Origin of the sequence: Sodalis sp. RH21 (assembly GCF_047324175.1) — a bacterium.
Classification (GTDB): Bacteria; Pseudomonadota; Gammaproteobacteria; order Enterobacterales; family Enterobacteriaceae; genus Acerihabitans.
Map to the genome: position 1 here is coordinate 325,423 of NZ_CP178732.1, position 26,281 is coordinate 351,703.

Consider the following 26,281-nt stretch of genomic DNA (forward strand, 5'->3'; position numbering starts at 1 on the left):
GCCAATCTATCTTGACCCGCTACATCCGCCGGAAACCTCCATCGGTCAACTTCCTGAGAACTACACTCATCCGGCGCGTATGCCGGCAACCGCGATCCATGGCCGCGGGAATTATTGACGCTGGCAGACGCCGAACAGTGCGCAACGCCAGCCATGGGTCTAAAGGGAAAGGTAAGGAAAAGTAATGAGTTTGCTCCCGGTTATGGTGATATTCGGCCTGTCATTTCCCCCGGTATTTTTTGAATTGCTGGTCTCGATGATCCTGTTTTTTCTGCTACGCCGGTTACTACAGCCGACGGGCATTTATGACTTTGTATGGCATCCGGCTCTGTTTAATACCGCCCTGTATTGCTGTTTGTTCTATCTGATTTCTTGTCTTTTCGTCTGAGGTCGCTGTGAAAACTGTTGCAACAAAAATAATCAGAATCGCGATAACTCTGTTACTGGTGCTCATTGCCGCCATCGCTATTTTCCGGGCATGGGTGTTTTATACCGAATCGCCCTGGACGCGCGATGCGAAATTCAACGCCGACGTGGTGGCCATCTCCCCCGATGTCAGCGGCTTGCTCACCGAAGTGCGGGTAAACGATAACCAACTGGTGCAGCGGGGACAGGTACTGTTCGTGGTCGATCAGCCACGCTATCAGCAAGCCCTGGACGAAGCCCAGGCCGACGTGGACTACTACCAGTCCCTGGCGGCCGAGAAACGCCGCGAGGCGGGCCGGCGGCTGCGCTTAGGCACCAGCGCCATGTCGCAGGAAGCCATCGACCAGTCCAGCAATGACTCCACCATCGTGGGCCATCAGCTTGCCAAGGCGATTGCCGTGCGGGATTTGGCCAAAATCGATCTGGAGCGCACCACCGTGCGTGCCCCGGCGGAAGGATGGATCACCAATCTTAACGTCCATGCCGGCGAATTTATCACCCGCGGCACCGTCTCGGTGGCGCTGGTGAAGCGCAACTCATTTTATCTGCTGGCCTATCTGGAAGAGACCAAACTGGAAGGCGTGCGGCCGGGTTATCGCGTGGAAATCACTCCCCTGGGCAGCAACCGGGTATTCTACGGCACGGTGGACAGCATCTCCGCCGGCGTCACCAATAGCAGCAGTTCGGTGGATGCCAAAGGTATGGCCACGGTGGATTCCAATCTGGAATGGGTGCGTCTGGCGCAGCGGGTGCCGGTAAAAATCCGTCTCGATGCGCAGCAAGGCGACCTCTACCCCGCCGGCACCACGGCGACGGTGGTCATCACCGGCAACAAAGATCGCGATCAAACCCAACTCTCGCCGATGATGAAACTGATCCATCGCCTGCGCGAATTCGGCTAAGCGGATGACCCACTAATGTTCCAGCCGCTGTTTATCCGCTGCCGCTTCGCGGTCAAACTCACCTTCGCTATCCTGCTGGCGCTGTTTCTCGGCTTTCATTTTCAATTGGAAACGCCGCGCTGGTCGGTGTTGACCGCCGCCATCGTGGCCGCCGGACCGGCCTTCGCCGCCGGCGGAGAGCCCTTTGCCGGCGCCATCAGACACCGCGGCATGCTGCGTATTATCGGCACCTTCATCGGCTGCATCGGCGCGCTGGCCATCATCACCCTCACCATTCGCGCGCCGGTGGTCATGCTGCTGCTCAGCTGCATTTGGGCCGGGGTTTGTATGTGGATTTCCTCGCTGGTGCGGGTGCAAAACTCGTATGCGCTGGGATTGGCCGGCTATACCGCGCTGATTATTATCGTCAGTATTCAAAGCCATCCCCAGGTCACGCCGCAGTTCGCCATTGAGCGCTGCAGCGAAATCGTCATGGGGATCGTCTGCGCCATTCTTGCCGACATCCTGTTCTCGCCCCGGTCAATCAAACGGGATATCGACCGGGCGGTGGATACGCTGCTGCTGGATCAATACCGGCTGCTGCTGCTGTGCGTCAATCAGGCGCCCAAGGAAGATATCGATAAATCCTGGGGCGATCTGGTCAAATTCACCACCGCCCTGGACGCCATGCGCGGCAACCTGTTGATGGAATCAGCGCACTGGCAGCGCTGCAACCGGCGCCTGAGAGCCATTAATACCCTATCGCTGACCTTGATCACCCAAGCCTGCGAAACATTTTTGATTTTGCAGGTCCGCCCCGGATTTATTAAACCCCACCTGGTGCAACTGCTCAACGAACCGGTGGAAACCATGGCCGATATCCATAAACGCATGAAACTGATGCGCCAGGTGATTGCCAGCACCCCGTCCAAAGATACCCCGCAGACGCTTTATACCTGGGTGGGAACCGCCACCCGTTATCTCCTGCTGTCGAAAGGGGTCAAGAACAATTCGCGCATCAGCAAAATCGAAGAGCAGGTATTGGTCGATCAGGTGGTTATCACCGCGCCCTCGGCCGAACGCCATCATGCCATGATCAACGGCCTGCGCACCGGCGTCGCCACCGCGCTGGGCTGCCTGTTCTGGCTGTGGACCGGCTGGACTTCCGGCAGCAGCTGCATGGTGATGATTGCGGTGGTCACGTCGCTGGCGATGCGTTTGCCCAATCCCTGGATGGTATGCAAAGATTTTATGATCGGCATGTCGCTGGCGCTGCCCATCGGCGCCCTCTATTACATGTTTATCATGCCCGCCACCCAGCAAAGCATGCTGTTGCTGTGTATTGCGCTGGGCGTACTGGCGTTTATCATCGGCATCGAGGTGCAAAAACGCCGGCTCGGCACCCTCGGCACCCTGGCCGGCACCATTAATGTGCTGGTCCTGTCCAATCCCATGACTTTTCCGATCAATACTTTCCTGGACAGCGCCATCGGGCAGATCGTCGGCTGCGGCCTGGCGACGCTGGTGATTTTACTGATTAGGGACAGCTCCAAGGCGCGCATCGGCCGGGTGCTCCTGAATCGGTTTGTCTACGGCGCGGTATCGGCGCTATCCACTAACCGGGTCCGGCGGCAAGAAAACCATTTGCCGGCGCTTTACCAGCAGCTGTTTCAATTACTGACGCTATTTCCGGCGGATATCGCCAAATACCGGCTGGCGCTGACCCTGATTATCACCCACCAGCGCCTGCGTACGGCGGACATTCCCGTTAATGCGGATCTCTCGGCTTATCATCGGCAAATCCGCGCTACCGCCGATCGGGTGCTGGTGGCGCGCAACGAATTTCGCCGCAGCGAGCATTTTAACCAACTGCTGGACGAACTGGGCGTTTATCAGGAAAAACTGGCGTTATACCATGCGTCCGCGGATGTCACCGAACCGGTACAGCGCATGGCCGACACGCTGCGGCGCTATCGGCACGCCCTCAGCGATTAGCCTGGCGCCGGCCGATCATTCCCCACCCAGCATCTATACTTACTCCCAGCGTCCATGGCCTTTTCCAGGCTAATGGCCGACCCGCATATACCAGGAGGATAATAATGAGCGAACACACACATTTGCAGGACCATCCGCTGTTTAAGACCGGTTATCTGGTCAACGGGGAGTGGCGGCGCGCTCAGGATACCTTTGACGTGATCAATCCGGCCACCGGCGCGCTTATCGCCCAGGTGGCCAAAAGCGGCCGGCGGGAAACCGATGCCGCCATCGACGCCGCTTATGCGGCGTTTCCCGCCTGGCGCGCCAAAACCGCCAAGGAACGCTCGGAAATCCTGTACCGCTGGTATGCCCTGATTATGGACAACCAGCGCTATCTGGCCGAGCTGATGACGGCGGAACAGGGCAAGCCGGTAGACGAGGCCGCCGGCGAAGTGGCCTACGCCGCCAGTTTTATCCAGTGGTTCGCCGAACAGGCCAAACGGGCTAATGGCGAAATTATTCCCCCCGCCAAAGCCGGTTCCCGCATTTTGGCTACCCGTGAACCGGTAGGGGTGGTGGCGGCCATCACGCCGTGGAACTTCCCGCTGGCCATGCTGACCCGCAAACTCGGTCCGGCGCTGGCGGCAGGATGCACCGCGCTGATTAAACCGGCCAATAATACCCCGCTTTCGGCCTTCGCTTTACTGGCCCTGGCCCAGCAGGCCGGCGTGCCCGCCGGCGTGGTCAACGGCGTGGCGGGGGATACCCACGCCATCAGCGACGCCATCATGGCCAGCGGCAAAGTCCGCAAGGTCACTTTTACCGGCTCCACCGCGGTGGGTAAAACCCTGATGCGCAATGCCGCGGAAACCATGAAGAAAATTTCCATGGAACTGGGCGGCAATGCGCCCTATATCGTCTTTGACGATGCGGATATCGACGCCGCGGTAGCCGGCGCCATCGCCAATAAATTCCGCAACGCCGGGCAGGTCTGCGTCAGCGTGAACCGCTTTTATATCCAGTCGGGCGTTTATGATGACTTTGTTAGCCGGCTGGCCGATAAAGTCAGCCGGTTGAAGGTGGGCAACGGCATGGAGGAAGGCGTGGTGGTCGGCCCGTTGATCAACGGGGACGGCGTCGAAAAAGTGACGGCGCACGTTAACGACGCCCTGGCCAAGGGCGGCCGGGCGGTTACCGGCGGACAACCCCATGCGCTGGGGGGCAATTTCTACCAGCCGACGGTGATTGCCGAGGCCAACGAGACCATGACGCTGGCCCACGAAGAGACTTTTGGCCCGTTGGCGGCCTGCTTTCGTTTTGCTACCGAAGAAGAGGTTATCAACCGCGCCAATGATACTCCCTTTGGCCTGGCGGCTTATTTTTATACCCAGAATCTCCAGCGGGTGTTTCGCGTGGCGGCCGCGCTGGAAAGCGGGATGATCGGTATCAATGAGTGCGCGGTGTCCACCGAAGTGGCGCCGTTTGGCGGAGTCAAAGAATCCGGGCTGGGCCGTGAAGGGTCGGTGCTGGGAATGGATGATTATCTGGAAGTGAAAACGTTGCATCTGGGTGGTTTATGATAACTCTTTTTGCCATATCGCCGATAACCTGGGTGTGGCATGCTGGCAGGATAGTGGGTAATAGAACATTGATAACCTGTATTGCGGAGAACGCTTGATGGGGAAAGTATCCTTTGATTTTAACCAGATTCCCGATCTACCGGCTTTTTACCGTGATTTTGGCCGTCAGTTCGCACTGGCGGAACCGTGCGACGCCAATCTGGATGAGTTATGGCATACGGTGACCAGCCGGGTGCCGCTGCCGGTGGAGATAGAATTTATCCACCTTAGCGCCTCGAAAAAACGCCGTTTCGGCGCGCTGATATTGCTGTTCGATGAAGCGGAAGAAGAGCTGGACGGCCGGTTGCGCTTTAATCTGCGCTAGGCCGGATTTTCCGGCGGGCGCAGGGGGTGGGGATGTCGCGGTTGCTGCCCGCGGGGCGGCGGGGGTTATTTGTCCCCGGCGACGGCGCGCAGGTATTGGAAAATCTGCCGGGAGGTTTTGGCGGGTTTATTGGCCGCTTTCTCTTTTTGGGCATTACGCACCAGCGAGCGCAGCTGTTGCCGATCCGCGTCCGGGTAGAGCGCTATTACATCGTCCACCGCGTCGTCGCCTTTTTCAATCAAACGGTCGCGCAGGTTTTCCAGCTTGTGAAACAGGGTGATTTGCTGGTTGTGGCGGTTTTTGAGCTTGTCCAGCGCCTGTTGGATCGGTTCGGCGTCGCGGCTGCGCAGCATTTTGCCAATCAGTTGGATCTGGCGGCGGCGGCCTTCTTTTTTGATGCGCTGGGCCAGTTCGATGGCCGCGAGCAGCTCTTCATCCAGCGGAATTTTTTCCAGGGCGTTTTTACCCAGCTCGACTAATTCGACGCCGAGGACTTTCAGGGCTTCGGCGTCGCGTTTGATTTCGCTTTTGCTGACCCAGATTATCTCGTCGTCGTCTTCTTGCGCAGGGAGCTGCGGGTCTTCGTCTTGCCAGTCTTCCGGTTGCTTGCTCATGATACGGTTCCTCAAAAAGAGGCTAATCCTAACAGGTTGCGGGGGATGATCAACGGCATTATTGCACCGCGTCCACGTCATCGATAGCGGAATAGGGTTGGTATTCCAATTTTGGCAATAATAACACGGCTTGATGCCGGTGTGGTGATGGGGGCTCACGGTGCGCCGCGGGGAAAGTGAGTGCGGGCATGCCGTGCGAAATGTGGTGCGGACTGATAGACTGGATCAATAACCACGCGGCAGCGGTTTCAGGCCGGCTGGCGGCAATAATCGATTTTGTCCTCTCCGGCGGATAACCCAATAAATGATGGCGGATCAATGAACTTAGTCAATCAAGTTGCAGAACAGCGGAAATTATTGGAAAACGCGGTAGCGCAGGCACTGGAGTTGGCCGGCGCAGGGTCTGACGCGGCGGAGGTGGCGGTGACCAAAACCACCGGTATTGGCGTCAGCACGCGTTATGGCGAAGTGGAGAATGTGGAGTTCAATAGCGACGGCGCGTTAGGTATTACCGTCTATTACCAGCAACGCAAGGGCAGCGCGTCGTCGACGGATCTCAGCCCGGATGCCATTGCCCGCACCGTTGGCGCGGCGCTGGATATTGCCCGTTTTACCTCTCCCGATCCGTATGCCGGTACGGCGGATAAAGCGTTATTGGCCTTTGATGCCCCCGATCTGGATTTGTTTCATCCGGCGGATTTGGATGCCGAGCGGGGCGCCGATCTGGCCTCCCGGGCGGAGCAGGCGGCGCTGCAGGCGGATAAGCGTATCACCAATACCGAAGGCGGCAGTTTTAACAGCCATTACAGCACTAAGGTGTACGGTAATAGCCACGGGATGTTGGCAAGTTATAACAGCAGCCGGCATTCCATCTCCAGTAGCGTCATCGCCGAAAGCGGCGGCAATATGGAGCGTAACTATGCCTATACCATCGGTCGGGCGGTGGAGGATTTACGCACGCCGGAGTGGGTGGGCGAGGAGTGCGCGCGCCGCACCCTGGCGCATCTGAATCCGCGTAAAATCGCCACCATGCAGGCGCCGGTGCTGTTTGCCGCCGAAGTGGCGACCGGTCTGTTCGGCCATCTGGTCGGGGCCATCAGCGGCGGCAGCGTGTATCGCAAATCGACTTTTTTGCTTGATGATCTGGGTAAAACCATATTGCCGGATTGGCTGACGATTGAAGAACGTCCCCACCTGCTCAGGGGATTGGCTTCCTCCCCGTTTGACAGCGAAGGCGTGCGTACCGAGGATCGGGCCATTGTCAAAGACGGCGTGTTGCAAACCTGGTTGCTGAGCAGTTATTCGGCGCGTAAATTGGGCATGACCAGCACCGGGCACGCCGGCGGTATCCATAATTGGCGTATTGCCGGGCAGGGACTGGATTTTGCGGCCTTGATCAAAAAAATGGATAGGGGACTCGTAGTTACCGAGCTAATGGGGCAAGGTGTAAGCGCCATCACCGGAGATTATTCCCGCGGAGCCGCGGGTTTTTGGGTTGAAAACGGCGAGATCCAGTATCCGGTCAGTGAAATCACCATTGCCGGCAATCTGAAGGATATGTGGCGCAATATTGTTACCGTTGGCGATGATATCGAAACCCGGAGCAATATCCAGTGCGGGTCGGTGTTATTGCCCCAAATGAAAATCGCAGGTATTTAACTGGAAGCTCCTCCATGAAAATTAAAATAATAGCCTTATTGTCGTTTACTTTACTTATGAGCAGCCCCCTGGCGCTGGCGCGCGATCTTGGCGAGGATATGGATATCCTCGCGGCCAACTACGGCGCGGTGCAAAAAAGCGATGACGCCGCGACCCTCAAAAAGGCCCTGGCCGGTATGCATGAAGCGGCGCTGGACGCCCGCGAGGGCACGCCGCCCAAGCTCAAAGGGCAGCCGGCGGACAGTCCGCAGATGAAGGATTTCCGCCAGGGAATGACCAATCTGATCGGCCAGATTGAGCAGGCGCAGGCGCTGGTGGAGAAGGGCGATGTCAAACAGGCGAAGGTCGTGACCGCGCAATTCCAACAAACCCGCAATGAAAATCACGCCAAATTCCGTTAAGCCGCTTTACGCGCGATTGGATTGAAACGCAGTAGCGAACAGCAGCGTTTTTACCCAGCGGTCATGCTGAGAGTCGCCACGTTCGGCATTGACCGTCCGGTGCAGGTGGAGTAACAGCAGGCTGAACAGATCGGCGTGCTCCACGATCATCGCGATCCGGGGCACGGCGCGATGGCGAAATAGCTGCCGGGCCAGTTCCCGATCCGTCAGCAGGGGGGAGTTGTTTATTTTATGGACCTGCGGCTGGCCGATCAGGAAATTAACCTCGTTTTGCGTCATTTTTCCGTTCCACAGGCGCCCGAAGGCCGCCGGAAAATCCTCGCCCTCATCTTGCGGGGTATCGGACCCTGGCGCCAGGGTATCGATTCTGCCTGTCGCCGTGCCCAAGGCGGCGATGCCTCCATCGTCGGGGATTTCATGGCAGGCAAAACGGCAAAAGCGGATCTCGCGTTTTGCCGGCTTGCCGCCGGCGCGATCGCCGGATCGGCTATGGATCATTATTCTTGCCAGCGGATCGGTTTTAATTGCCAATATGTCGATATCTTCCTGCCGGAAAGCGGCCAGCCAAAGCCGGGAAAATTCATCCGCGGTATGGCTGTCGATGAGCGCCAGCATTTTTTCCATGCCCTGATTAATTAACCGCAGCGTTTTTTGCCGGAGCTTGTCCGACGCGCCGTGTAATTTTAACGATGAATATACTGTCTGCGTTAACCGGGACTGTTCGGCCCGCCCGGTGCTATAAAGGAGATCCCGGAGCAGATGCGCAGTAGTGGCCAGCGCTGTTTTCACCGTCAGGGCCAACACCATATGCGACGTATTATTTTGCGTTTCCAGCGGTGTTAAACCGTAATAAATAATATCCCGGACGCCGGCCTTGCGCATTATTTCATCCGCCGCCAGCGCGCGGCGGCATTGTTCCTCATCCGAATGCCTGAATCCCTGGCGATAGCCGAGCGTGGCGTTGATTCCGGCGGCGATAGTTATAGCGGGTATCGCGGCGGCGATGGAATTTTCCGGTAGCAGAACGAATTTTTGTATTTTGCGCTCTAATGCCACCCGCAGATGAAAGCGTTCCGGCGTCCCGAGTAAATAAATATTACCCCCCGCTAACTTTTTAATATTAATATAATGAGTGCCCAATTTTAAATAGGCGCGCCCCGCCGGGGATTGAGCGATGCCCAGGCTATTAATCGGCGACAAGGCCTTCACTTTACAACATAAGCTGTCCAGATTATTCATAATGAGATTAAACAGCCGTACCGAAACAAAATCGTAGTTGGCCATGGGGATTTCGCCATGACGGTGCCGGATATGGCGCTCGTCGGTCGCGCGGCCGAACCGCCACTGCCCATTATCGGGCGGTGGCGCGATATAAACCGGATAGCCCGGCCGGTGGCTATGGTTAATGTCATAGATCTCATAGAGCTTGAGACGATCGTTATAGCGCAGCGGGACCAGCGCGTAATGGATTCGAATCGCCATAACCTCCGCCTTGCGCCTGCCATTGGCCAGCGTCAGGCTGATGCTGAGATGCGTATGTAGTTTATCCTGTGGCCAGATAAAGGTTTGGCGCTTATAACCCTCGGGGGTCACGGCGAGGGGGGCGAGAATGCGCATTTCCACGGCGGTGGGCGGGGACATGGCTTGCCATAACGCGATCTCGTGATTGACGATCTGGATATAACCGGCGATATCCGGCCGCGCCGCGGCGGTCGATACCAGGTCGCCCGCCGCATCCCGGGGCAGCATTTCACCCAGGGTGGCGCTGAGCAGGGTCAGCGCACAGCCCAACGCGCTGTGTCCGGCGCCGGGCCCGCAAGCCTCGCCCATGGTGGCGTTGGCATCAATGATCCCGTGGTTGATAGCCAGCCGCGGTGCGATATAAGGCACCAGCGGTTGGGCAAACAGGGTTGCGGCGTGATAAATGGTTGTTTTGCCGGTTTGCCGCAGCGCCGCGGCGCCCGACGGGGTTAACCATTCGGCGTCGCTGGCGCAGCGGGACCGCTGGCGGTTGGTCAGGATGTCTTGCCAGTCCTGCGTTAGCGGCTCATTGCGTTGAAAAATACGCCCGGGATATTCGTAAATATGCGTTAACCACCGGTCGACCCCCCATTTACCCAATAGCGTACTACCGTCCATCCGCTCGTTTAACGCAAAGTGCCTGGCTATTTCTTCACGCCCGGTTTCGTTGGCGCAGTGGTCTATTATCCATTGTCTTAAGGCCGGCAGTCCGTCGAATACTCTGAAGTGAACGGTAGCATGCGGCAGAAACAGAATATAATTTTCATTATGCGTAAGGTTGAATACCAGTAAATCAGTAGCTTGATAACCATTAATATCAAACAGATGCAGCGTCGACCGGTCGGCGCTGCCGATATCCAGGCCCAGGTGCCGGGATAAAGTAATGGTCGACCGTTCGGTAAGTACGTCCCGTGCGGCATAGAGCTGGGTTAATACATTCAGCAGCGTGCCCAGGCGATGATATTCATGGTTATGTTGCCAATAACCATCCAGGGCGCGGGTATAAGCGGCGATCGGTTCCTGTTGCCCGGCCGTCGCGGCCGGAACGGACGGGCTGACTATCGGAAACGCGTGGTGCAGATAGCGGTTGAGCCATTCATTGTTTAACGGTATTGACGCATCGCGCCGGGGAATGTAGGCGGTAGCCAGCGTTTTTCGCCCATCCGCGCCGGCGGGGAGGTCCACGGGCGCGGCTTGCGCCGCCGGCAGCAGGCATAAATCCAGCGGGAGCCAGCGCCGGCGCGAAGCGGGGATTGGCACTACCTCCCCCGGCGGCGTGCAATAGCCCGGGCCGTGCTGCGCCGCGGGCGCATAAAGCGGCCGGATTAATCCACCGTTACCGCCGGATACGCCGCCGCGGCCGGTAATTTGGCCGATGCCATAATAACGTTCGGCCGCGCGTTCAACCCAGCTCTGGTTGTGCCTGGACCGTTTGGCCCAGTTCCGGGCCAGATAGCGCCCCTGTAGCTGCCGGTTTTTTTCCAGCAGATCGAGCTTAAGCCGACCGTGCCCATCGACCGGTTGCGGCATATTACCGGCGGCGTTACATAATAGCTGCCAATAAAGGCAAGCCCGGGTAAATAGCCCCGCCAATATCGGCGGTAATGATAAATAACCGCGCTCGGGCAACGGATGCGGGCGGCTGTCGCAGAAATATTTACTGACCAGCGCCAGGATGCCCAGCCAGAGATAGCCTTGTCCATGTTCGATTTGGTTGTTGGTCAAGGTATTCATCAGCGCCACGCTAAGATGTTGTTCAAAGTAATCCTTAATCTGATTAGCCAAACCCTGCAAGCGATCCGTATAGGGTAAAATATCATGGATAAACAGCGGCAGGCCCGCCGCCAGCACGCTGCCGACGCCGTTACCCAGGGTAATGGCCCGATACAGCGCGGCCGACGTGTTTAAAACGCACAGCGGGATAGTCAGACCCGTTTTATAGAGCATTTCATTGCAAAAGCGATTGGCCTCATAGCCCACGGCTATTTTCAGCAAATGAAATAATGAACGCTGAATATCTTCAGACAAGCTTATAGGTTGAGTAGCGGTATTATCAATGATATCGATACAATCATGATATTCAGGTTCCGGCCATGCCACCTGCTCGGCGCAATCGAAAAATACATCCTGGCAATGATCGTCGGAAATATAAGCGTTCCTGTTTTCTCCAACAATAATTGGCATTGTTATTCTCCTTGAATTTATAATTTTTTATTTCAGTATTTAATTCGTAAATATAAAAAATGAATGATATTTAGAACAAAGTGTTGGTCACCGTAACGTTATAATAACCGGTTAAGCCATAGGGAAACACCGCGCCAGGCGGTAATAAGTCTTTTCTTCCCGAGGTCCTTCCAGCCGCAGCGGGTGGTTTTTATGCTGGCCATTTTTTGTTGTATTCATTAGCCGCCATTTCCGGCAGGACGAGGCAGCGCCATAATTTCCCTGGCTTGCCATTGTTTTGTCTTATCACCGCCGGGGCCCTGGTGCCGTTGCGTTATCCTGTCCATGCCGGCGCGGGATATATTATCCGCCTGATGGCGGGTAATGTGCCGATTCGATGCTACAAAAGTGGAAGATTTTAAAAATAAGTTATACTTATGGCATTATTTTGAAGCAATATCCCCTATCGCTGCCTTTACGCAACGCAATGAACTGCCTACTGGTCATGTGGCAGCGATATTGGCCGGTTTAAGGCAATTATGCGAATGAGATCACTTAACCCGTAATTATTTCCGTTTCAAAGTGGAAATATAACGGCTACAAACCCCAGAGCGCAAAAGTTAGGGTGAATCATCGTTAAAGCCGGTTGGAAGGTCGTTCTTAACCATACTGGATCAATATCATGCCGAATCAATTCTTATTATGGACGACGTAGGAGTAAATAGTGGGCGATAAAGCCGTATCCCCGGGCGAGCAAAACGATCGTGGCGACTTATCCGCAGCCCTGACCCAAAAGGTATTGGCGGAAATCATGACGATGATGCGGGAGCGACATATTCAGGTCAACCAGGTGCAGGAACAGATGCTGAACTCTCATGTCCGCGCCATGGTTATGCGTTCGCTCACCGGCGAGCCGTTGCCGGAGGTTGATATCAGCTTATTTGACGAAATTTCGGCAGATTCAATGGTAATGGCGCAAAACGTGGTGAACATATTCGATAACTTACCGATAGAAGAGGCTTATTTATTATCGGTGCACTTCGAAGTTGCCAAAGATAATAATCCTTAATCACAGCGGAGATAACCCCATGGCACAAGTTACGGTAGCGATTGGCGACAGATTGGGTAAAGGTCAGAAAGTGGCCCAGGGCGTAGAGGCGGCCGGTGGCAAAGCCATCGTGGTGCCGGGCATGGCGGCGGATATGAAACTTGGCGATGTGATGAACAGCGAACAGGTCGATTTCGGTATCTCATTTTGCGGCAGCGGCGGCGCCGGCGCCATTACCGCGCAAAATAAATACGGCTATAAAGCCAAATACGGCATGCGCTCAATCGATGAAGGCGTCACGGCTATTCAGGAAGGGTGCAAGGTCCTGGGCTTTGGTTTTATGGATAAAGAAGAACTGGGCCAGAAATTAGTGGAAGCCTGGTTAAAAAAATATGGCAGTGCCTGATGAAGGCGCAGTCGGTTTTAACCGTCCAGGTCGCGGGTAAGGGCGAAACGAAAAACAGCGCTTTCGCCGCCGCGTTAAGCCAGGTGCAAACGGCGGTAATGAAATCTACCGGTTATGTTCTGTTACGCATTGAACCGGAGGACGTCAAAATCATTAAGGCGGAAGAGCAGCGCACTACCGAAAAATTTCTTTTTTTCTTTCTGCCCCGCGAAAAGAAAAGCTTCAGCGTCGTGTTGGATATTACCGTCAGTATCACCATGATCGATACCGAAAAAGTCCATTTTACCCTGCGATAAAGCGCGGGTAGATAATGAAAGGATAATCCGATGTTTCTTATAATCTTAATAAAATCACTAATTATCGGCGGGTTGGTGGGCGTTGGGGTAGGGGCGGGGGCGGCGCGTATGTTCCATGCGCCGACCGTACAAGGCATGGGCGCCTTCCGTACCCTCGGGGAATTAAACTCCTGCGAAGGCGACCCCGCTTCCCACTTCTCTTTCGGCCTGGGCTTTTTCTTCAACGCCTGGGCATCGTCCGTGGCCGCCGGGTCATTTACCCAGGATGTCGATCATCGCATTATCCCCCATTGGGGCGCCGCGGCGTTGATGATCAAAAACCGCCAGCTCGGCGAAACGATGCACGATCCCAAACGCATGGCTATCGCCTGCGGCATTATCGGCATGCTGGTGGTGGCGTTCCTCAATACCACCGCGTCCGCCGTGCCGGCCGCCCTACAGGTTACCGCCGTTAAAGTGCTGGTGCCCGCCGCTAATATCCTGGTTAACACCGTGATGCCGGTTATTTTCTGGCTGGCGGCCATCGATGCCGGCAAGCGTTCCGGTTTCTGGGCCACCATTTTTGGCGGTTTGGCGCAGCTTATCATGGGCAACGCCGTGCCTGGCCTGGTATTGGGCATTCTGATCGGTAAAGGCGTCGAAGAGGGCGGCTGGAACAAAATCACCGGCATTATGATGGCCGCGATTATCGCGCTATTTGTCCTGAGCGGTTTCTTCCGCGGTTTTGATGTGAAAACTTTGCAGTCCTTCAGTCTGGGTGTTCCCGTCTGGCTGGACGCTATCCATAACACCCTGAGCGGTAAATAACCTCCCGAGGAGCCAGACAATGGAAGAAACAAAACGCGGCTTTTGGTATGCCGACTGGTCGTTCCCGATTTTCGTCGGGATACTGTCATCCGGTATTTTTGCCGGGACCCATATGTATTATCTCTATGGCATCGGGGCGTTTAACGAAGTGGCGTTCGTCGCCATGCTGCGCACCGGTATCGATACCGGTGTGTATGGCGCGGTGGCCGCGTTCGGCGCCAGCTTTCTGTTTGCGCGCATCATCGAAGGGTCGCTGGTGGGTATTCTGGATATCGGCGGCGCGTTGCAGACCGGGGTCGGCCTGGGCGTGCCGGCGCTGCTGCTCGGGGCGGGCATCGTATTCCCCCTGCAAAACTTTATCGCTTCCCTGGCCACCGGCATGGTGCTGGGCCTGGCGATTGGCGGCCTGATTATCCTGGCGCGCAAATTCACCATCAATCAAAGCAACTCCACCTATGGGGCGGATGTGATGATGGGCGCGGGCAATGCCTCGGGGCGTTTTCTTGGGCCATTGATCATTTTGTCCGCCATTACCGCCTCTATCCCCATCGGTTTGGGATCGCTGGTCGGGGCGCTGCTGTTTTACCTGTGGAATAAACCGATTACCGGTGGCGCGATTCTCGGCGCGATGCTGCTCGGCGCGCTGTTTCCAGTGGCCATCGGCTAGTCCCCGTTTTGGGCGTCCCATGGGCGCCGGATGGGCGTAATGCCTGTAGTCAATACCCTGCGCCGCCGCCCATGAGCGTGGCGCTGGGCGGTCAGGAGGAAATGTGGCACCCTTATATGACGTTATAATTAAACAAGCGAAACGGGTGGACGGTACTCTGATTGATATCGCCATCCATAACGGCCGCATCGCCGCCATCGGTTCGTTATCATCCGCCGCGCGGCGGGAAATCAACCTGGGGGGGCGTTGTTATGTGAGCGCCGGCTGGATCGACTCCCACGTCCATTGCTATCCCGCTTCGCCGATTTATCACGATGAGCCGGATCGAGTGGGCATCGACGGCGGCGTCACCACGGTGGTGGATGCCGGCAGTACCGGCGCCGATCAAGTGGACGACTTTTATCGCCTGGCGCACACCGCCAAAACCCGGGTCTATGCCCTGCTCAATATCGCCCGTACCGGCATTGCCACCCAGGATGAGCTGGCGGATATGGCGCGTATCGATAAACCGCTGGCCGCCGCGGCCATTGCCCGCCATCCCGGTTTTATCATCGGCATCAAGGCGCGCATTAGCAGCAGCGTGGTGGGCGCCAACGGCGTCAAACCCCTGCAGCGCGCCAAGGAGATCCAGCGCGAGAACGGTGATTTGCCGCTGATGGTGCATATCGGCAATAACCCGCCGGATTTGGGGCGCATCGCCGATTTGCTAACCGCCGGCGATATTATTACCCACTGCTACAATGGTAAACCCAACCGTATCCTGACCCCGGCGGGTGAACTGCGCGCCTCGGTGCGCCGGGCGCTGGGGCGGGGAGTGCATTTGGATGTCGGCCACGGCACCGCCAGCTTCAGCTTCGAGGTGGCGCGCCTGGCGATAGCGCAGGGCATCTACCCCCATACCATCAGTTCCGATATTTATTGCCGCAACCGGATCAAGGGGCCGGTGCATAGCCTGGCGGCGGTCATGTCCAAATTTTTTACCCTCGGCATGACGTTGCCGCAGGTTATTGATTGCGTCACGCAACATGCCGCCGGCATGCTGCGGCTGACCCAAAAAGGGCGTCTCGAACCGGGCTTCGACGCGGATTTAACCCTATTCGAGGTACGCCGCGCCCCCTGCGTCTTTACCGATGCACAAGGCCTGTCGGTCGATGGGGAACAACAATTAATCCCCCTGGCGGCCGTAGTGGCCGGCGAATGTCTGTTAACGGACGAAGGAAAAGCATCCCATGTCTTCAATTTATGAAAAATACCAGCTTAAGCAAGTTATCAACGCATCGGGCCGCATGACTGCCCTGGGTGTTTCCACCCCCCGGCAGGATGTGGTGGACGCCGTTAACCTCGGTTTGAATCATTATTTTGAAATCAAGGATTTGGTGGATAAGACCGGCGATTATCTGGCCGGTTTGCTGGGTGTGGAAAGCGCGGTGGTGGTATCCTGCGCCTCGGCGGGCATTGCCCAGTCGGTGGCGGCGGTGATCGTTAAAGACGATGCGGATCTGCTGGTTAATCTGCACAGCGCCCCGCTCGCCGTATCCCATGAAATCGTGCTGCCCAAAGGGCACAACGTCAATTTCGGCGCGCCGGTGGGCACCATGGTGGCCCTGGGCGGCGGTAAAGTGGTGGAAGCCGGTTATGCCAACGAATGCTCCGCCGAGCAATTGGCGGCGGCCATAACCCCGCGCACGGCGGCGGTGTTGTATATTAAATCCCATCATTGCGTGCAAAAAAGCATGCTGTCGGTAGAGCAGGCCGCCGAAGTGGCGCATCATCATCAACTGCCGCTGATTGTCGACGCCGCCGCGGAAGAGGACCTGCGGGTATATTATGGCCAAGGGGCCGATTTGGTGATTTACAGCGGCGCCAAGGCCCTGGAAGGGCCGACCAGCGGACTGGTTATCGGCAAACAACAGCCGGTGGCGTGGGTGAAACGCCAGGGGAACGGCATCGGCCGGGCGATGAAAATCGGTAAAGAAGGCATTCTCGGCCTGACCCAGGCCATTGAGAGTTACCTGGTGCGGGAAAAAGAATCCGGCAAAGAAATGGTGGAGAAGATGACGCCGTTTATCGAGGCGCTTAACTCTCTGCCGGGTATCAAGGCGCGCGTGGTGTGGGACAGCGCCGGACGGGACATCGCCCGTACGGAAATCCATTTCGACGAGCAGGCGTTCGGCCTGGCCACGCCGGCGATTATCGCCGCGCTGAAAAACGGCGACCCGGCTATTTATTTTCGCGGTTATAAAGCCAACGAAGGCATTATCGAAGTGGACGTGCGCAGCGTAACCCCTGAACAGTTAACTATTATTTCTTCACGTATCGCCGAATTAGGAAAAGGACGCCGCTCATGAAATTAACCCCCAATTATTACCGCGACCGGGTTTGCCTGAATGTCCTGGCCGGCTCCAAAGAGAATGCCAGCGCTATATATGCCGCAGCCGAAGGCCATGTGCTGGTGGGCGTACTGTCGAAAAACTATCCTGATGTCCCCAGCGCGATAGCCGATATGCGCGCCTATGCCGGTCTTATCGGGAATGCCTTGTCGGTGGGGTTGGGCGCGGGCGACCCCGGCCAATCGGCGATGGTGAGCCAGATTGTCGGCTCGGTGCAGCCGCAGCACGTCAATCAGGTGTTTACCGGGGTCGGCGCCAGCCGCGCGCTGCTCGGCCAATCGGACACCCTGGTCAACGGACTGGTTTCCCCCACCGGCCGCGTAGGCATGGTGAAAATATCCACCGGCCCGCTCAGCGCTAAAGCCCCGGACGGCATCGTACCGATCGAAACGGCTATCGCCCTGCTTAAGGATATGGGCGGCAGCTCGATTAAATTCTTCCCCATGGGCGGCCTGGAACATGAGGATGAATACCGCGCCGTGGCGCAGGCCTGCGCGCGCCATGATTTTTATCTGGAGCCGACCGGCGGCATCGATCTGGAGAACTTTGCGACGATCTTGCAGATCGCGCTGGACGTCGGGGTGAAACGGATTATCCCGCATATTTACAGTTCAATTATTGATAAAGCCACCGGCAATACCCGTCCTGAGGATGTGGCGACGCTGCTGGCGATGGTAAAAAATCAGGTGAAATAACCCATGGTAAGATTCCCTAATCAGCGATTGGCCAACTTATTCGACGCCCTACAGGCGGAATCGCTGCCGCAGGAAGAGCTGGCCAGGCGTTTTTCCGTATCGACCCGCACGGTGCGGGCCGATATTCACGCGCTTAATGCCATCCTGAACGGGCACGGCGCGCAATTTATTCTCAGCCGCGGCAGCGGCTACCAGCTCAAAATCGACGATGAGCAAAGCTTTGCCTCTTTGCGCCGGCAAACCCCGCGCCGCAACCGCACCCCGCGGTCCAGCGCGGAGCGTATCCCGGCCCTGATGGTGCGGTTCCTGAACTCGGCCTATGCCTTTAAAATGGAAGATTTGGCCGACGAATGGTATGTCAGCCGCGGCACGCTGCAAAGCGATATGGCCGAGGTGCGCGACCGTCTGGCCCGTTACGATTTGACTATTGAAACCAAACCCCGCCACGGCATGAAGCTGTTCGGCAAGGAGGCGGCTATCCGGGTTTGCCTGACGGATCTGATGTATTCCCTGTCGCTCGACGAGAGGGATAGCTATCTGCTGGCGAGCGGGATGCTGCCTTTTGAGATCCTGCCCCAGCTTACCCCCACCTGGCATCATTGCCTGGCCGCCGGAGGCGTCAAGCTCACCGATGAAGGGGAGCAATATCTGGCCCTGTACTGCGCCGTGGCGATTAAACGCATCCAGGAGGGGTATCCTTTACCGGATTTGCCGATGGAAGAGGTGGACGATCGGATCAAAGCCACCTCGGCGCAGCTGGCGCAGCTTATCGAGCCGTTAACCGGCAAGGGGTTTTCAGCGGCGGAAGAGAATTATCTGCGCATCCATATTGCGGCCCGCCGGGTGCAGGAAATCAATCCTTCGGCCATTAATGCCGACGATGACGAAGCGCTGGTGGATTATATCCTCAGTTATATCAACACCCATTATAATTACAATCTGCAAAACGACGCCCAGCTGCGGGCCGACCTGCTGACCCATATCAAAACCATGATTACCCGGGTGCGCTATCAAATCACCATTCCCAATCCCCTGCTGGCCAATATCAAGCAGCATTATCCCATGGCCTATGACGTTACCCTGGCGGCGGTAAACAGCTGGGGCAAATATACGCCGTATGTGATTAGCGAAAATGAAATCGGCTATCTGGTGTTGCATATCGGCGTCGGGCTTGAGCGGCATTACAATATCGGCTACCAGCGCCACCCCCAGGTGCTGCTGGTATGCGACAGCGGTAATTCCACGGTGCGCATGATCCAGGCGATGCTGGCGCGTAAATACCCGCAAATTGCCGTGACCCAGGTTATCTCGCTGCGCGAATATGACAAGCTGGCGACGCTGGAAGAGGATTTTGTTATTTCCACCGTCAGGCTCGGCGAAAAGAATAAGCCGGTAATGGTGCTGGCCCCGTTCCCCAGCGATTACCAATTGGAACAACTGGGCAAGCTGGTGCTGGTGGATCGCACCCGGCCCTATATGCTGGAAAAGTTTTTTGCTGAAGAACATTTCATGATCGTCGACCGGCCGATGACCCAGCAGGCGCTGTTTAAGCAGGTGTGCGCGCAGCTGAAGCGCGAAGGCGTGGTGGGGAAGGATTTCTATCCGTCGGTGGTGGAGCGCGAAGCCATTGTCAGTACACTGCTGGGGGAGGGGATTGCGCTGCCCCATTCCCTGGGACTGCTGGCCAGGCAAACGGTGATTTATACCATTCTGGCGCCGCAGGGCATCCCCTGGGGGGATAATGAGACGGCCTATGTGATTTTCCTGCTGGCGATCAATAAGACCGATTATGAAGAGGCGATGGCCATCTATGAATTATTCGTCACCTTCGTACGCGAGCGTTCCATGCCGCGCCTGCGTGACAGCCAGGACTTCGCCGGTTTTAAAGCGGTGGCCATCGACAGCCTGAGCCGGGTGTGATCAATCTTCGTCAAAGCCGGCGTTAAACAGCTCGATCACCGCCGCCAGGGCCTTGATTTCATCCGGGCCGCTGGCTTCCACTTCAATCACGCGCCCTTTGGCGGAGTCGAGCATCAGCAGGGCGATGACGCTGCTGGCTTCCGCTTCGGTACCGCTGTCGTTGCGCAATAATACCTCCGCGTCAAAGCTCTGCACCAAATCGAACAGCTTCATCGCCGGCCTGGCATGCATCCCCAGGCGATTTTTGATTTCCACCGATTGCTTGACCGTCATGATTTACGCTTTTCCAGGGTCCGATGTCTGGACTGAACATTTTTGCCGCGGGAACGAAAATAATCCGCCAGCTGTTCGGCGACGTAGACCGAGCGGTGCTTGCCGCCGGTGCAGCCAATCGCCACGGTAAGATAGCTGCGGTTATTGGTTTCCAGCATCGGCAGCCATAATTCAAGATAGCTGCGGGTCTGGTAAATAAAATTATGCACTTCGGTATGGCGATCGAGAAAGGCCGCCACCGGTTTATCCAGCCCGGTCATCGGCCGCAGTTTGGGGTCCCAGTGGGGATTGGGCAGGAAACGCACGTCAAACACGTAATCGGCATCAATGGGCAGCCCGTGTTTATAACCGAAAGATTCGAATACCATGGTCAGCTCGCGTTCGCGTTTGCCCAGTAAGCGGGTACGCAGCATCTCAGCCAGTTCATGCACCGACATTTCCGAGGTATCGATAATCAGGTCGGCCCGGGAACGCAGCGGTTCCAGTAGTTCGTTTTCCTCGTCGATGGCGCTTTCCAGCGACAGGTTTTTGCTCGATAGAGGATGCAGGCGGCGGGTATCGCTGTAGCGCCGTATCAAGGTATTGCGTTCGGCATCCAAAAATAACAGCTGCGGCGAAAAGCACTGCGGCAGGCTGTCCATGGCATGTTCGAAAATCTCCGGCGACTCAGGCATATTGCGCACATCGATACTGACCGCGGCGGAAATATTACGATCCGCCAGGGTGGTGGCCAACTGGGGCAACAACACCACCGGCAGGTTATCGACGCAATAAAACCCCATATCTTCCAGCGCGCGCAGCGCAACTGATTTCCCTGAACCGGATCGACCGCTGACAATCATCAGCACCATGACGACTCCCCTCTGGCATTTTTATTGACCCACATTGGCGACCACATCCGTTATCGCACCAATCATACCCCGCGGGTCGGTGCGGCGCCGGGCGGGCATCCGACCCGGCGCGTTACGACCCGGCTTCCGTTTCTGTCATTATGGCATACAGTTCTTCATCGCTTTGCGCCGCGCGCAGGCGGCGACAGACCGTTTTATCGGCCAGGCGCTTGGCCACCAGCGACAGGGTGTGCAAATGGGTTTTACACTGTTCGGCCGGCACCAATAACGCGAACAGCAAATCCACCGGCTGGTTATCTATCGCATCAAAGGCAATGGGTTGCTCCAGGCGGATAAACACGCCGACCGCACGCAGGGTGTCTTCTTCCAGTTTACCGTGCGGAATGGCGATGCCGTTGCCAATGCCGGTGCTGCCCATGCGTTCGCGGGTTAATACGGCGTCGAACACCACCTGGGGCGCCAGGTTAAGCTGCTTGGCCGCCAGCTCGCTGATAATTTCCAGCGCGCGTTTTTTGCTCTGGCAGTGGATGGAGCCGCGGGTGCATTCAAGGCTCAACACCGTATTTATTTGCATTGCTGTATCGTTAGTCATTTCATTTCACTTAGGCTCTGTATCACCTTTATGACTCATCAACCCGTCTTACCCGTCATCTTTCGGGCCGCAGGTACGTTGGCTACGTTCGTTCACCCGAATCACTTACCTGGGTAAGCTCATCGGGATTCACTCGCTTGCCGCCTGCCCGCAACCCGAAATCTATAGGGTAACCCGTCATCTTTCGGGCCGCAGGTACGTTGGCTACGTTCGTTCACCCGAATCACTTACCTGGGTAAGCTCATCGGGATTCACTCGCTTGCCGCCTGCCCGCAACCCGAAATCTATAGGGTAACCCGTCATCTTTCGGGCCGCAGGTACGTTGGCTACGTTCGTTCACCCGAATCACTTACCTGGGTAAGCTCATCGGGATTCACTCGCTTGCCGCCTGCCCGCAACCCGAAATCTATAGGGTAACCCGTCATCTTTCGGGCCGCAGGTACGTTGGCTACGTTCCGCCTGCCTGCAGCCCGAAATCTTTCGGGCGTTTTATCTACATAACGAGCCGATGTGAGGTTAGGTAGCGATGATGGCTACAGTGAATTTAGTACTGCTTCAGTTTGTCTTTATGTTTATTCAATTGGCGCGTCAACTTATCGATCAGCAGATCGATGGCGGCATACATATCATCCGCTTCTGACGTCGCATGCAGCTCACCGCCGTTAACGTGGATCGTCGCTTCGGCAATTTGCTGGACCTTTTCGATCTTCAGAACAATATATACCTGATTGATCCGGTCGAAGTACTGTTCCAGCTTGGAAAATTTCGTGGTCACAAAATCGCGCAAAGCATCGGTAATATCAACGCGCTGTCCGGTAATATTCAGCTGCATAGTGTCTTCCTTCTCTGTAGAGGTCAAACCAACTGTTTACGCTGGTTTGACGGCGGGATGGATAAAGACTCTCGGTATTTTGCTACGGTTCGCCGCGCCACCATGATGCCCTGGTCGGAGAGCAGGGTGGTCAGCTTGCTATCGCTTAGCGGCTTCGCCGGGTTTTCCGCGGCGATTAATTTTCTCACCAGTGCGCGAATGGCCGTGGAGGACGCTTCGCCCCCCCCTTCGGTACTGACGTGACTGGAGAAAAAATATTTAAGTTCGAATATACCGCGCGGACTGTGCAGATACTTTTGCGTGGTGACCCGCGAAATCGTTGATTCATGCATATCCACCGCCTGGGCGATATCCGCCAGCACCATGGGCCTCATGAACTCTTCGCCTTGCTCAAAAAAGGCCTGCTGCTGTTCAACGATGCACCGGGTGACTTTCAATAAAGTATCATTACGGCTTTCCAGGCTTTTAATCAACCAGCGGGCTTCTTGCAGATGGCTGCGGATAAACTGCCCGTCCGCGTCGCTGCGCGTGGTATTGCCCAGGGCGGCGTATTGCTGGTTGATCTTGAGACTGGGGACGCTGTCGGTATTGAGCTCCACGGTCCAGCGGTTGTGCACTTTGCGCACCAGCACATCCGGGATGACATACTGCGATTCGGTGGTATTGATCGATTGGCCCGGGCGGGGATCGAGGGACTGAATCAGCGTCATGGCGGATTTCAGCGCCTCTTCCTTGAGCCGGGTCGAGCGCAGCAGCGTGCGAAAATCATGGCTGGCCAGCAAATCGAGGTGTTCGCTGACAATCAGCCGGGCTTCGTTGATATAAGGAAAATCCTTCGCCAACTGGGAGAGCTGGATCAACAGGCAATCGCGCAGATCCCGCGCCGCCACGCCCACCGGATCAAAACGCTGCACGCGCTTGAGCACCGCCTCCACTTCATCCATGGTGACATTGTCATCGCCCAGGCACTCCAGAATATCTTCCAGCGGCACGGTGAGATACCCCGTTTCATCCACCGCGTCGACGATGGAGGTGGCGATGGCGATATCGGTATCGGAAAACGGCGTCAGTTCCACCTGCCACATCAGGTAATCCTGCAGGGTCTGGATGGTTTCACCCTGGTAAATCGGCAGTTCTTCATCGCGGTAGTCGGTACCGGTGCCGGACGGGGTGCCGGCCGAGTACATTTCGTCCCAGGTGGCATCGAGCGGCAGTTCTTCCGGCATGTCTTTTTGTTCCATCGCTTCGCGGGTATCAAGCGATTCGCTATCCGGGGTGTCGTGGGCCTCTATTTCCTCATGGACATCGGTTTGCTCAAGCAAAGGATTGCTTTCCAGCGCGGTCTGTATTTCCTGCTGGAGTTCAAGCGTAGACAGTTGCAACAGACGAATCGCCTGCTGTAACTGCGGAGTCATGGCCAACTGTTGACTAAACCTGAGTTGCAAACCTTGCTTCATATAATGCGTCAATTAACCTCATCGGCCTTTCACTTCAGGACACCTTATCAGAGGCGGAACTCTTCGCCCAGATAAACACGTTTCACCTGCTCGTCCTGCAGTATTTCCGCCGGAGTACCGTGGGCGATCAAATGCCCTTGGCTGACGATATAGGCGCGTTCGCAGACATCCAATGTCTCACGCACGTTGTGATCCGTGATCAGCACGCCCAGTCCGCTATCGCGCAAATGTTCAATGATTTTTTTAATATCGATAACGGAAATCGGATCTACCCCCGCAAAAGGTTCATCAAGCAGGATAAATTTTGGATTGGCCGCCAGGGCGCGGGCAATTTCCACGCGCCGCCGCTCGCCGCCGGATAACGATTGACCGAGGTTATCGCGCAGGTGGGCGATATGAAACTCCTCCATCAGGGCATTGGCCCGGTCCGCGCGCTGCGCGGCGCTGATATCGTTCCTGATTTGCAATACCGCCATCAGGTTATCATAGACGCTCAGGCGGCGGAAAATCGACGCCTCCTGCGGCAGATAGCCGATGCCGCGGCGCGCGCGGGTATGCAGCGGCAGCAGGCTGATATCGTCGTCGTCGATGATGATGCGTCCGGCGTCGCGCTGGATGATGCCCACCACCATATAAAACGTGGTGGTCTTGCCTGCGCCGTTGGGCCCCAGCAGCCCCACAATCTCCCCGGAGCTGACCTTAAGGCTGACGTCTTCCACCACGTGGCGGCCTTTATAGGCTTTGGCCAGGTTTTCTGCGATTAATGTAGCCATGCTCTTATTTTTTTCCGGTTTGGGGCGCGGGCGTCGCGGGCGTTGCCTTTGCCGGATTCTTATCCTGCAACTGGGACGGAACCAGCACGGTGGTGACCCGTTTGCCCTTGTCGCTGAAGGCTTCCATCTGCTGTTTTTTCACCAGATAGGTAATGCGGTCGCCCTTGACGTTGCTATCCAATTGCTCAAGGTAAGCGTCGCCGGTCAATACGACAAAATCATTGGCCAATTCATAGCGAACTTTCTGCGCGTGGCCTTTGACCGGCTTGCCGTTGTCCTGGAGCTGATAAAAGGTGACGGGATTGCCGTAGCCTTCCACCACTTCCTTGCCCTGCTCGCCGTTGGGACGGGTAATCACCACTTTGTCCGCCCGGATATCGATGGAGCCTTGCTTGACGATAACCGTACCGGTAAGGGTGACGGTGTTGGTCTGCATATCGACGGCCTGCTGCGCGGAATCGATATTAATCGGCTGATTGGTATCGTCGGTGAGGGCCAGGGCATTGGCGCTCACCAGCAGCAGCGCACCGGCGGCAAACGCGCTATGGATTTTATTTTTGGTTTTGGATTTCATAAGAGGTCTTGACCTTTTCAATCAGCTCGGCAGTCTTATTTCGCAGATTTCCGCGCATTTTCATGCCTTTAGAGTTAAAGCCGGTACCATATAAGGTTACCTCGTCATCGGAGGAGACATCCTGCGTAACAAGATTCACCACGGCGTTATCGGTCCTGATATGCTGCAACTGCGAGGTCGGCGTCAGGCTGTCCACCTCGACATGGCCATATAAATAAAGCATTTTATCATTGGTCAGCTTGGCCCGATCGGACCTGACTGTCCAGGTTGCAACCTTGTTCTCATCGTACATCGTCGCCACCGGGCGGGTAAACCAGGTGATCTGCTCAACGGCGAACTGCTGGACGTGTTCGGATATCAATTTGTAATTCAGGCCGCCCACCGGGTTGTACACCAGGGTGACGGTATGTTCGCTCTGATAAGTGGGCTCGCCGGTATCCGCCACCACCTGCTGGGCGTCGCCATCCGAATCGGTCAGATTCAGGCCGATCAATACCAGCACCACCAGCACCAGCAGTAAGGTAATCCACCATTTCGTTTTACTCATACCGACTGCCCTTTGGCATCCTCAAGCTTCCCTTGCGCCAGCAACACCAGGTCGCAGACTTCGCGAACCGCGCCGCGGCCGCCGGCTATGCGCGTTACGTAATCGGCCTTCGGCAGCAGCAGCGGGTGGGCGTCGGCCACCGCGACGCTCAACCCGACCTGCGCCATGACCGGCCAATCAATGAGATCGTCGCCGATATACGCGACCCGATCCGCGGTTAATGACAGTTTACCCAATAGGGCCTCAAAGGCCAAAAGCTTATCCGACTGTCCCTGGTAAAGGTGGGTAATCCCCAACGTTTGGCAGCGATCTTCCACCAGCTTGGCGGAGCGGCCGGTAATAATAGCGACCTCGATACCCGCTGTCAGCAAGCATCGGATACCGTAGCCGTCACGCACGTTAAAGGCTTTGAGTTCCTCGCCCTGGTTGCCCTGGTAGATCAGGCCATCCGACAGTACGCCGTCCACATCGCAGATCAGCAGCCGGATTTGGCCGGCGCTTAATAATACCTGCCCGTCAACCGGACCATAACAGGTGTCTATGCGGGGAGTATCATGCATGGCGCTT

Annotated in this window: 27 protein-coding genes; 16 read left to right on the plus strand and 11 right to left on the minus strand. The window is 56.4% G+C overall.

The features are described from left to right. Window positions 1-184: 184 nt before the first annotated feature. From aaeX to ACL2XP_RS01570, 5 genes are all read left to right on the plus strand, one after another. Window positions 185-388, plus strand: a complete 204-nt coding sequence (aaeX, locus tag ACL2XP_RS01550) for a p-hydroxybenzoic acid efflux pump operon protein AaeX (protein WP_413736830.1) — start codon at window positions 185-187, stop codon at window positions 386-388. Window positions 389-395: 7 nt separating this feature from the next. After that, the gene (gene aaeA, locus ACL2XP_RS01555; RefSeq protein WP_413736831.1) at window positions 396-1,328 is read left to right on the plus strand and encodes a p-hydroxybenzoic acid efflux pump subunit AaeA; all 933 of its coding nucleotides are present in this window, start codon (window positions 396-398) and stop codon (window positions 1,326-1,328) included. Between the two features lie 15 nt (window positions 1,329-1,343). Further along, window positions 1,344-3,302, plus strand: a complete 1,959-nt coding sequence (gene aaeB / locus ACL2XP_RS01560; protein ID WP_413736832.1) for a p-hydroxybenzoic acid efflux pump subunit AaeB — start codon at window positions 1,344-1,346, stop codon at window positions 3,300-3,302. A 104-nt stretch (window positions 3,303-3,406) separates the two neighbouring features. After that, window positions 3,407-4,864, plus strand: a complete 1,458-nt coding sequence (locus tag ACL2XP_RS01565; RefSeq protein WP_413736833.1) for an NAD-dependent succinate-semialdehyde dehydrogenase — start codon at window positions 3,407-3,409, stop codon at window positions 4,862-4,864. A 97-nt stretch (window positions 4,865-4,961) separates the two neighbouring features. Next, window positions 4,962-5,228: a hypothetical protein gene (locus ACL2XP_RS01570; RefSeq protein WP_413736834.1), complete on the plus strand. Its 267-nt coding sequence runs from the start codon at window positions 4,962-4,964 to the stop codon at window positions 5,226-5,228. Window positions 5,229-5,293: 65 nt separating this feature from the next. Here the strand turns inward: ACL2XP_RS01570 and yjgA are convergent, their stop codons facing one another. Continuing rightward, entirely contained in the window at window positions 5,294-5,842 is a 549-nt protein-coding gene (gene yjgA / locus ACL2XP_RS01575; protein WP_413736835.1) for a ribosome biogenesis factor YjgA, read from the minus strand. 318 nt (window positions 5,843-6,160) lie between these two features. Here yjgA and pmbA point away from each other — a divergent pair, with 318 nt between their 5' ends. Continuing rightward, window positions 6,161-7,501: a metalloprotease PmbA gene (pmbA, locus tag ACL2XP_RS01580; RefSeq protein ID WP_413736837.1), complete on the plus strand. Its 1,341-nt coding sequence runs from the start codon at window positions 6,161-6,163 to the stop codon at window positions 7,499-7,501. 14 nt (window positions 7,502-7,515) lie between these two features. Continuing rightward, window positions 7,516-7,902 carry a cytochrome b562 gene (gene cybC / locus ACL2XP_RS01585; protein ID WP_413736838.1) on the plus strand — a complete coding sequence of 129 codons (387 nt, stop codon included), beginning with the start codon at window positions 7,516-7,518 and terminating at the stop codon, window positions 7,900-7,902. A gap of 6 nt (window positions 7,903-7,908) precedes the next feature. Here cybC and ACL2XP_RS01590 read toward each other — a convergent pair whose 3' ends face one another. Continuing rightward, window positions 7,909-11,607 (minus strand): dermonecrotic toxin domain-containing protein, encoded by a 3,699-nt coding sequence (locus ACL2XP_RS01590; protein ID WP_413736839.1) that lies wholly within the window; start codon window positions 11,605-11,607, stop codon window positions 7,909-7,911. A gap of 703 nt (window positions 11,608-12,310) precedes the next feature. Between ACL2XP_RS01590 and ACL2XP_RS01595 the strand changes: the two genes are divergently transcribed. The 9 genes from ACL2XP_RS01595 (at window position 12,311) to ACL2XP_RS01635 (ending at window position 19,815) form a co-directional block, all read left to right on the plus strand. Continuing rightward, the gene (locus ACL2XP_RS01595) at window positions 12,311-12,655 is read left to right on the plus strand and encodes a glycine dehydrogenase (RefSeq protein WP_413736840.1); all 345 of its coding nucleotides are present in this window, start codon (window positions 12,311-12,313) and stop codon (window positions 12,653-12,655) included. Between the two features lie 19 nt (window positions 12,656-12,674). Beyond that, entirely contained in the window at window positions 12,675-13,040 is a 366-nt protein-coding gene (locus ACL2XP_RS01600; RefSeq protein WP_413736841.1) for a glycine-rich SFCGS family protein, read from the plus strand. Continuing rightward, window positions 13,040-13,336 (plus strand): DUF4312 family protein, encoded by a 297-nt coding sequence (locus ACL2XP_RS01605; protein ID WP_413736843.1) that lies wholly within the window; start codon window positions 13,040-13,042, stop codon window positions 13,334-13,336. The genes ACL2XP_RS01600 and ACL2XP_RS01605 overlap by 1 nt, the downstream gene beginning before the upstream one ends. Window positions 13,337-13,366: 30 nt before the next feature. Next, window positions 13,367-14,143, plus strand: a complete 777-nt coding sequence (locus ACL2XP_RS01610) for a DUF4311 domain-containing protein (protein ID WP_413736844.1) — start codon at window positions 13,367-13,369, stop codon at window positions 14,141-14,143. A 19-nt stretch (window positions 14,144-14,162) separates the two neighbouring features. Continuing rightward, window positions 14,163-14,810 carry a DUF4310 family protein gene (locus ACL2XP_RS01615; RefSeq protein WP_413736845.1) on the plus strand — a complete coding sequence of 216 codons (648 nt, stop codon included), beginning with the start codon at window positions 14,163-14,165 and terminating at the stop codon, window positions 14,808-14,810. 103 nt (window positions 14,811-14,913) lie between these two features. Continuing rightward, the gene (locus ACL2XP_RS01620) at window positions 14,914-16,056 is read left to right on the plus strand and encodes an amidohydrolase/deacetylase family metallohydrolase (protein ID WP_413736846.1); all 1,143 of its coding nucleotides are present in this window, start codon (window positions 14,914-14,916) and stop codon (window positions 16,054-16,056) included. Continuing rightward, on the plus strand, window positions 16,040-17,158 hold the full coding sequence (locus ACL2XP_RS01625; RefSeq protein WP_413736847.1) for a DgaE family pyridoxal phosphate-dependent ammonia lyase: 1,119 nt from the start codon (window positions 16,040-16,042) through the stop codon (window positions 17,156-17,158). The genes ACL2XP_RS01620 and ACL2XP_RS01625 overlap by 17 nt, the downstream gene beginning before the upstream one ends. Beyond that, window positions 17,155-17,895 (plus strand): 2-dehydro-3-deoxy-phosphogluconate aldolase, encoded by a 741-nt coding sequence (gene dagF / locus ACL2XP_RS01630; RefSeq protein WP_413736848.1) that lies wholly within the window; start codon window positions 17,155-17,157, stop codon window positions 17,893-17,895. Before ACL2XP_RS01625 ends, dagF begins: the two co-directional genes overlap by 4 nt. Window positions 17,896-17,898: 3 nt before the next feature. Next, a complete protein-coding gene (locus ACL2XP_RS01635; protein WP_413736849.1) occupies window positions 17,899-19,815 on the plus strand; it encodes a BglG family transcription antiterminator in 1,917 nt (638 codons plus the stop codon). Here ACL2XP_RS01635 and npr read toward each other — a convergent pair whose 3' ends face one another. The 9 genes from npr to kdsC form a co-directional block, all read right to left on the minus strand. Continuing rightward, the gene (gene npr / locus ACL2XP_RS01640; RefSeq protein ID WP_413736850.1) at window positions 19,816-20,088 is read right to left on the minus strand and encodes a PTS phosphocarrier protein NPr; all 273 of its coding nucleotides are present in this window, start codon (window positions 20,086-20,088) and stop codon (window positions 19,816-19,818) included. Further along, window positions 20,085-20,939 carry an RNase adapter RapZ gene (rapZ, locus tag ACL2XP_RS01645; RefSeq protein ID WP_413736851.1) on the minus strand — a complete coding sequence of 285 codons (855 nt, stop codon included), beginning with the start codon at window positions 20,937-20,939 and terminating at the stop codon, window positions 20,085-20,087. The genes npr and rapZ overlap by 4 nt, the downstream gene beginning before the upstream one ends. Before the next feature lie 112 nt (window positions 20,940-21,051). Next, window positions 21,052-21,531, minus strand: coding sequence for a PTS IIA-like nitrogen regulatory protein PtsN (gene ptsN, locus ACL2XP_RS01650; RefSeq protein ID WP_413736852.1), 480 nt, complete (start codon window positions 21,529-21,531; stop codon window positions 21,052-21,054). Window positions 21,532-22,075: 544 nt separating this feature from the next. Beyond that, entirely contained in the window at window positions 22,076-22,363 is a 288-nt protein-coding gene (gene hpf, locus ACL2XP_RS01655) for a ribosome hibernation promoting factor (protein ID WP_413736853.1), read from the minus strand. 23 nt (window positions 22,364-22,386) lie between these two features. Next, entirely contained in the window at window positions 22,387-23,820 is a 1,434-nt protein-coding gene (gene rpoN, locus ACL2XP_RS01660) for an RNA polymerase factor sigma-54 (RefSeq protein ID WP_413736854.1), read from the minus strand. A 47-nt stretch (window positions 23,821-23,867) separates the two neighbouring features. Continuing rightward, complete coding sequence (gene lptB, locus ACL2XP_RS01665) at window positions 23,868-24,593, minus strand: LPS export ABC transporter ATP-binding protein (RefSeq protein ID WP_413736855.1); 726 nt, start codon at window positions 24,591-24,593, stop codon at window positions 23,868-23,870. A gap of 4 nt (window positions 24,594-24,597) precedes the next feature. Further along, entirely contained in the window at window positions 24,598-25,167 is a 570-nt protein-coding gene (gene lptA, locus ACL2XP_RS01670; RefSeq protein WP_413736856.1) for a lipopolysaccharide ABC transporter substrate-binding protein LptA, read from the minus strand. Next, window positions 25,145-25,714: an LPS export ABC transporter periplasmic protein LptC gene (gene lptC / locus ACL2XP_RS01675; RefSeq protein WP_413736857.1), complete on the minus strand. Its 570-nt coding sequence runs from the start codon at window positions 25,712-25,714 to the stop codon at window positions 25,145-25,147. Before lptC ends, lptA begins: the two co-directional genes overlap by 23 nt. Beyond that, entirely contained in the window at window positions 25,711-26,274 is a 564-nt protein-coding gene (kdsC, locus tag ACL2XP_RS01680; RefSeq protein WP_413736858.1) for a 3-deoxy-manno-octulosonate-8-phosphatase KdsC, read from the minus strand. Before kdsC ends, lptC begins: the two co-directional genes overlap by 4 nt. Between the last annotated feature and the right edge of the window lie 7 nt (window positions 26,275-26,281).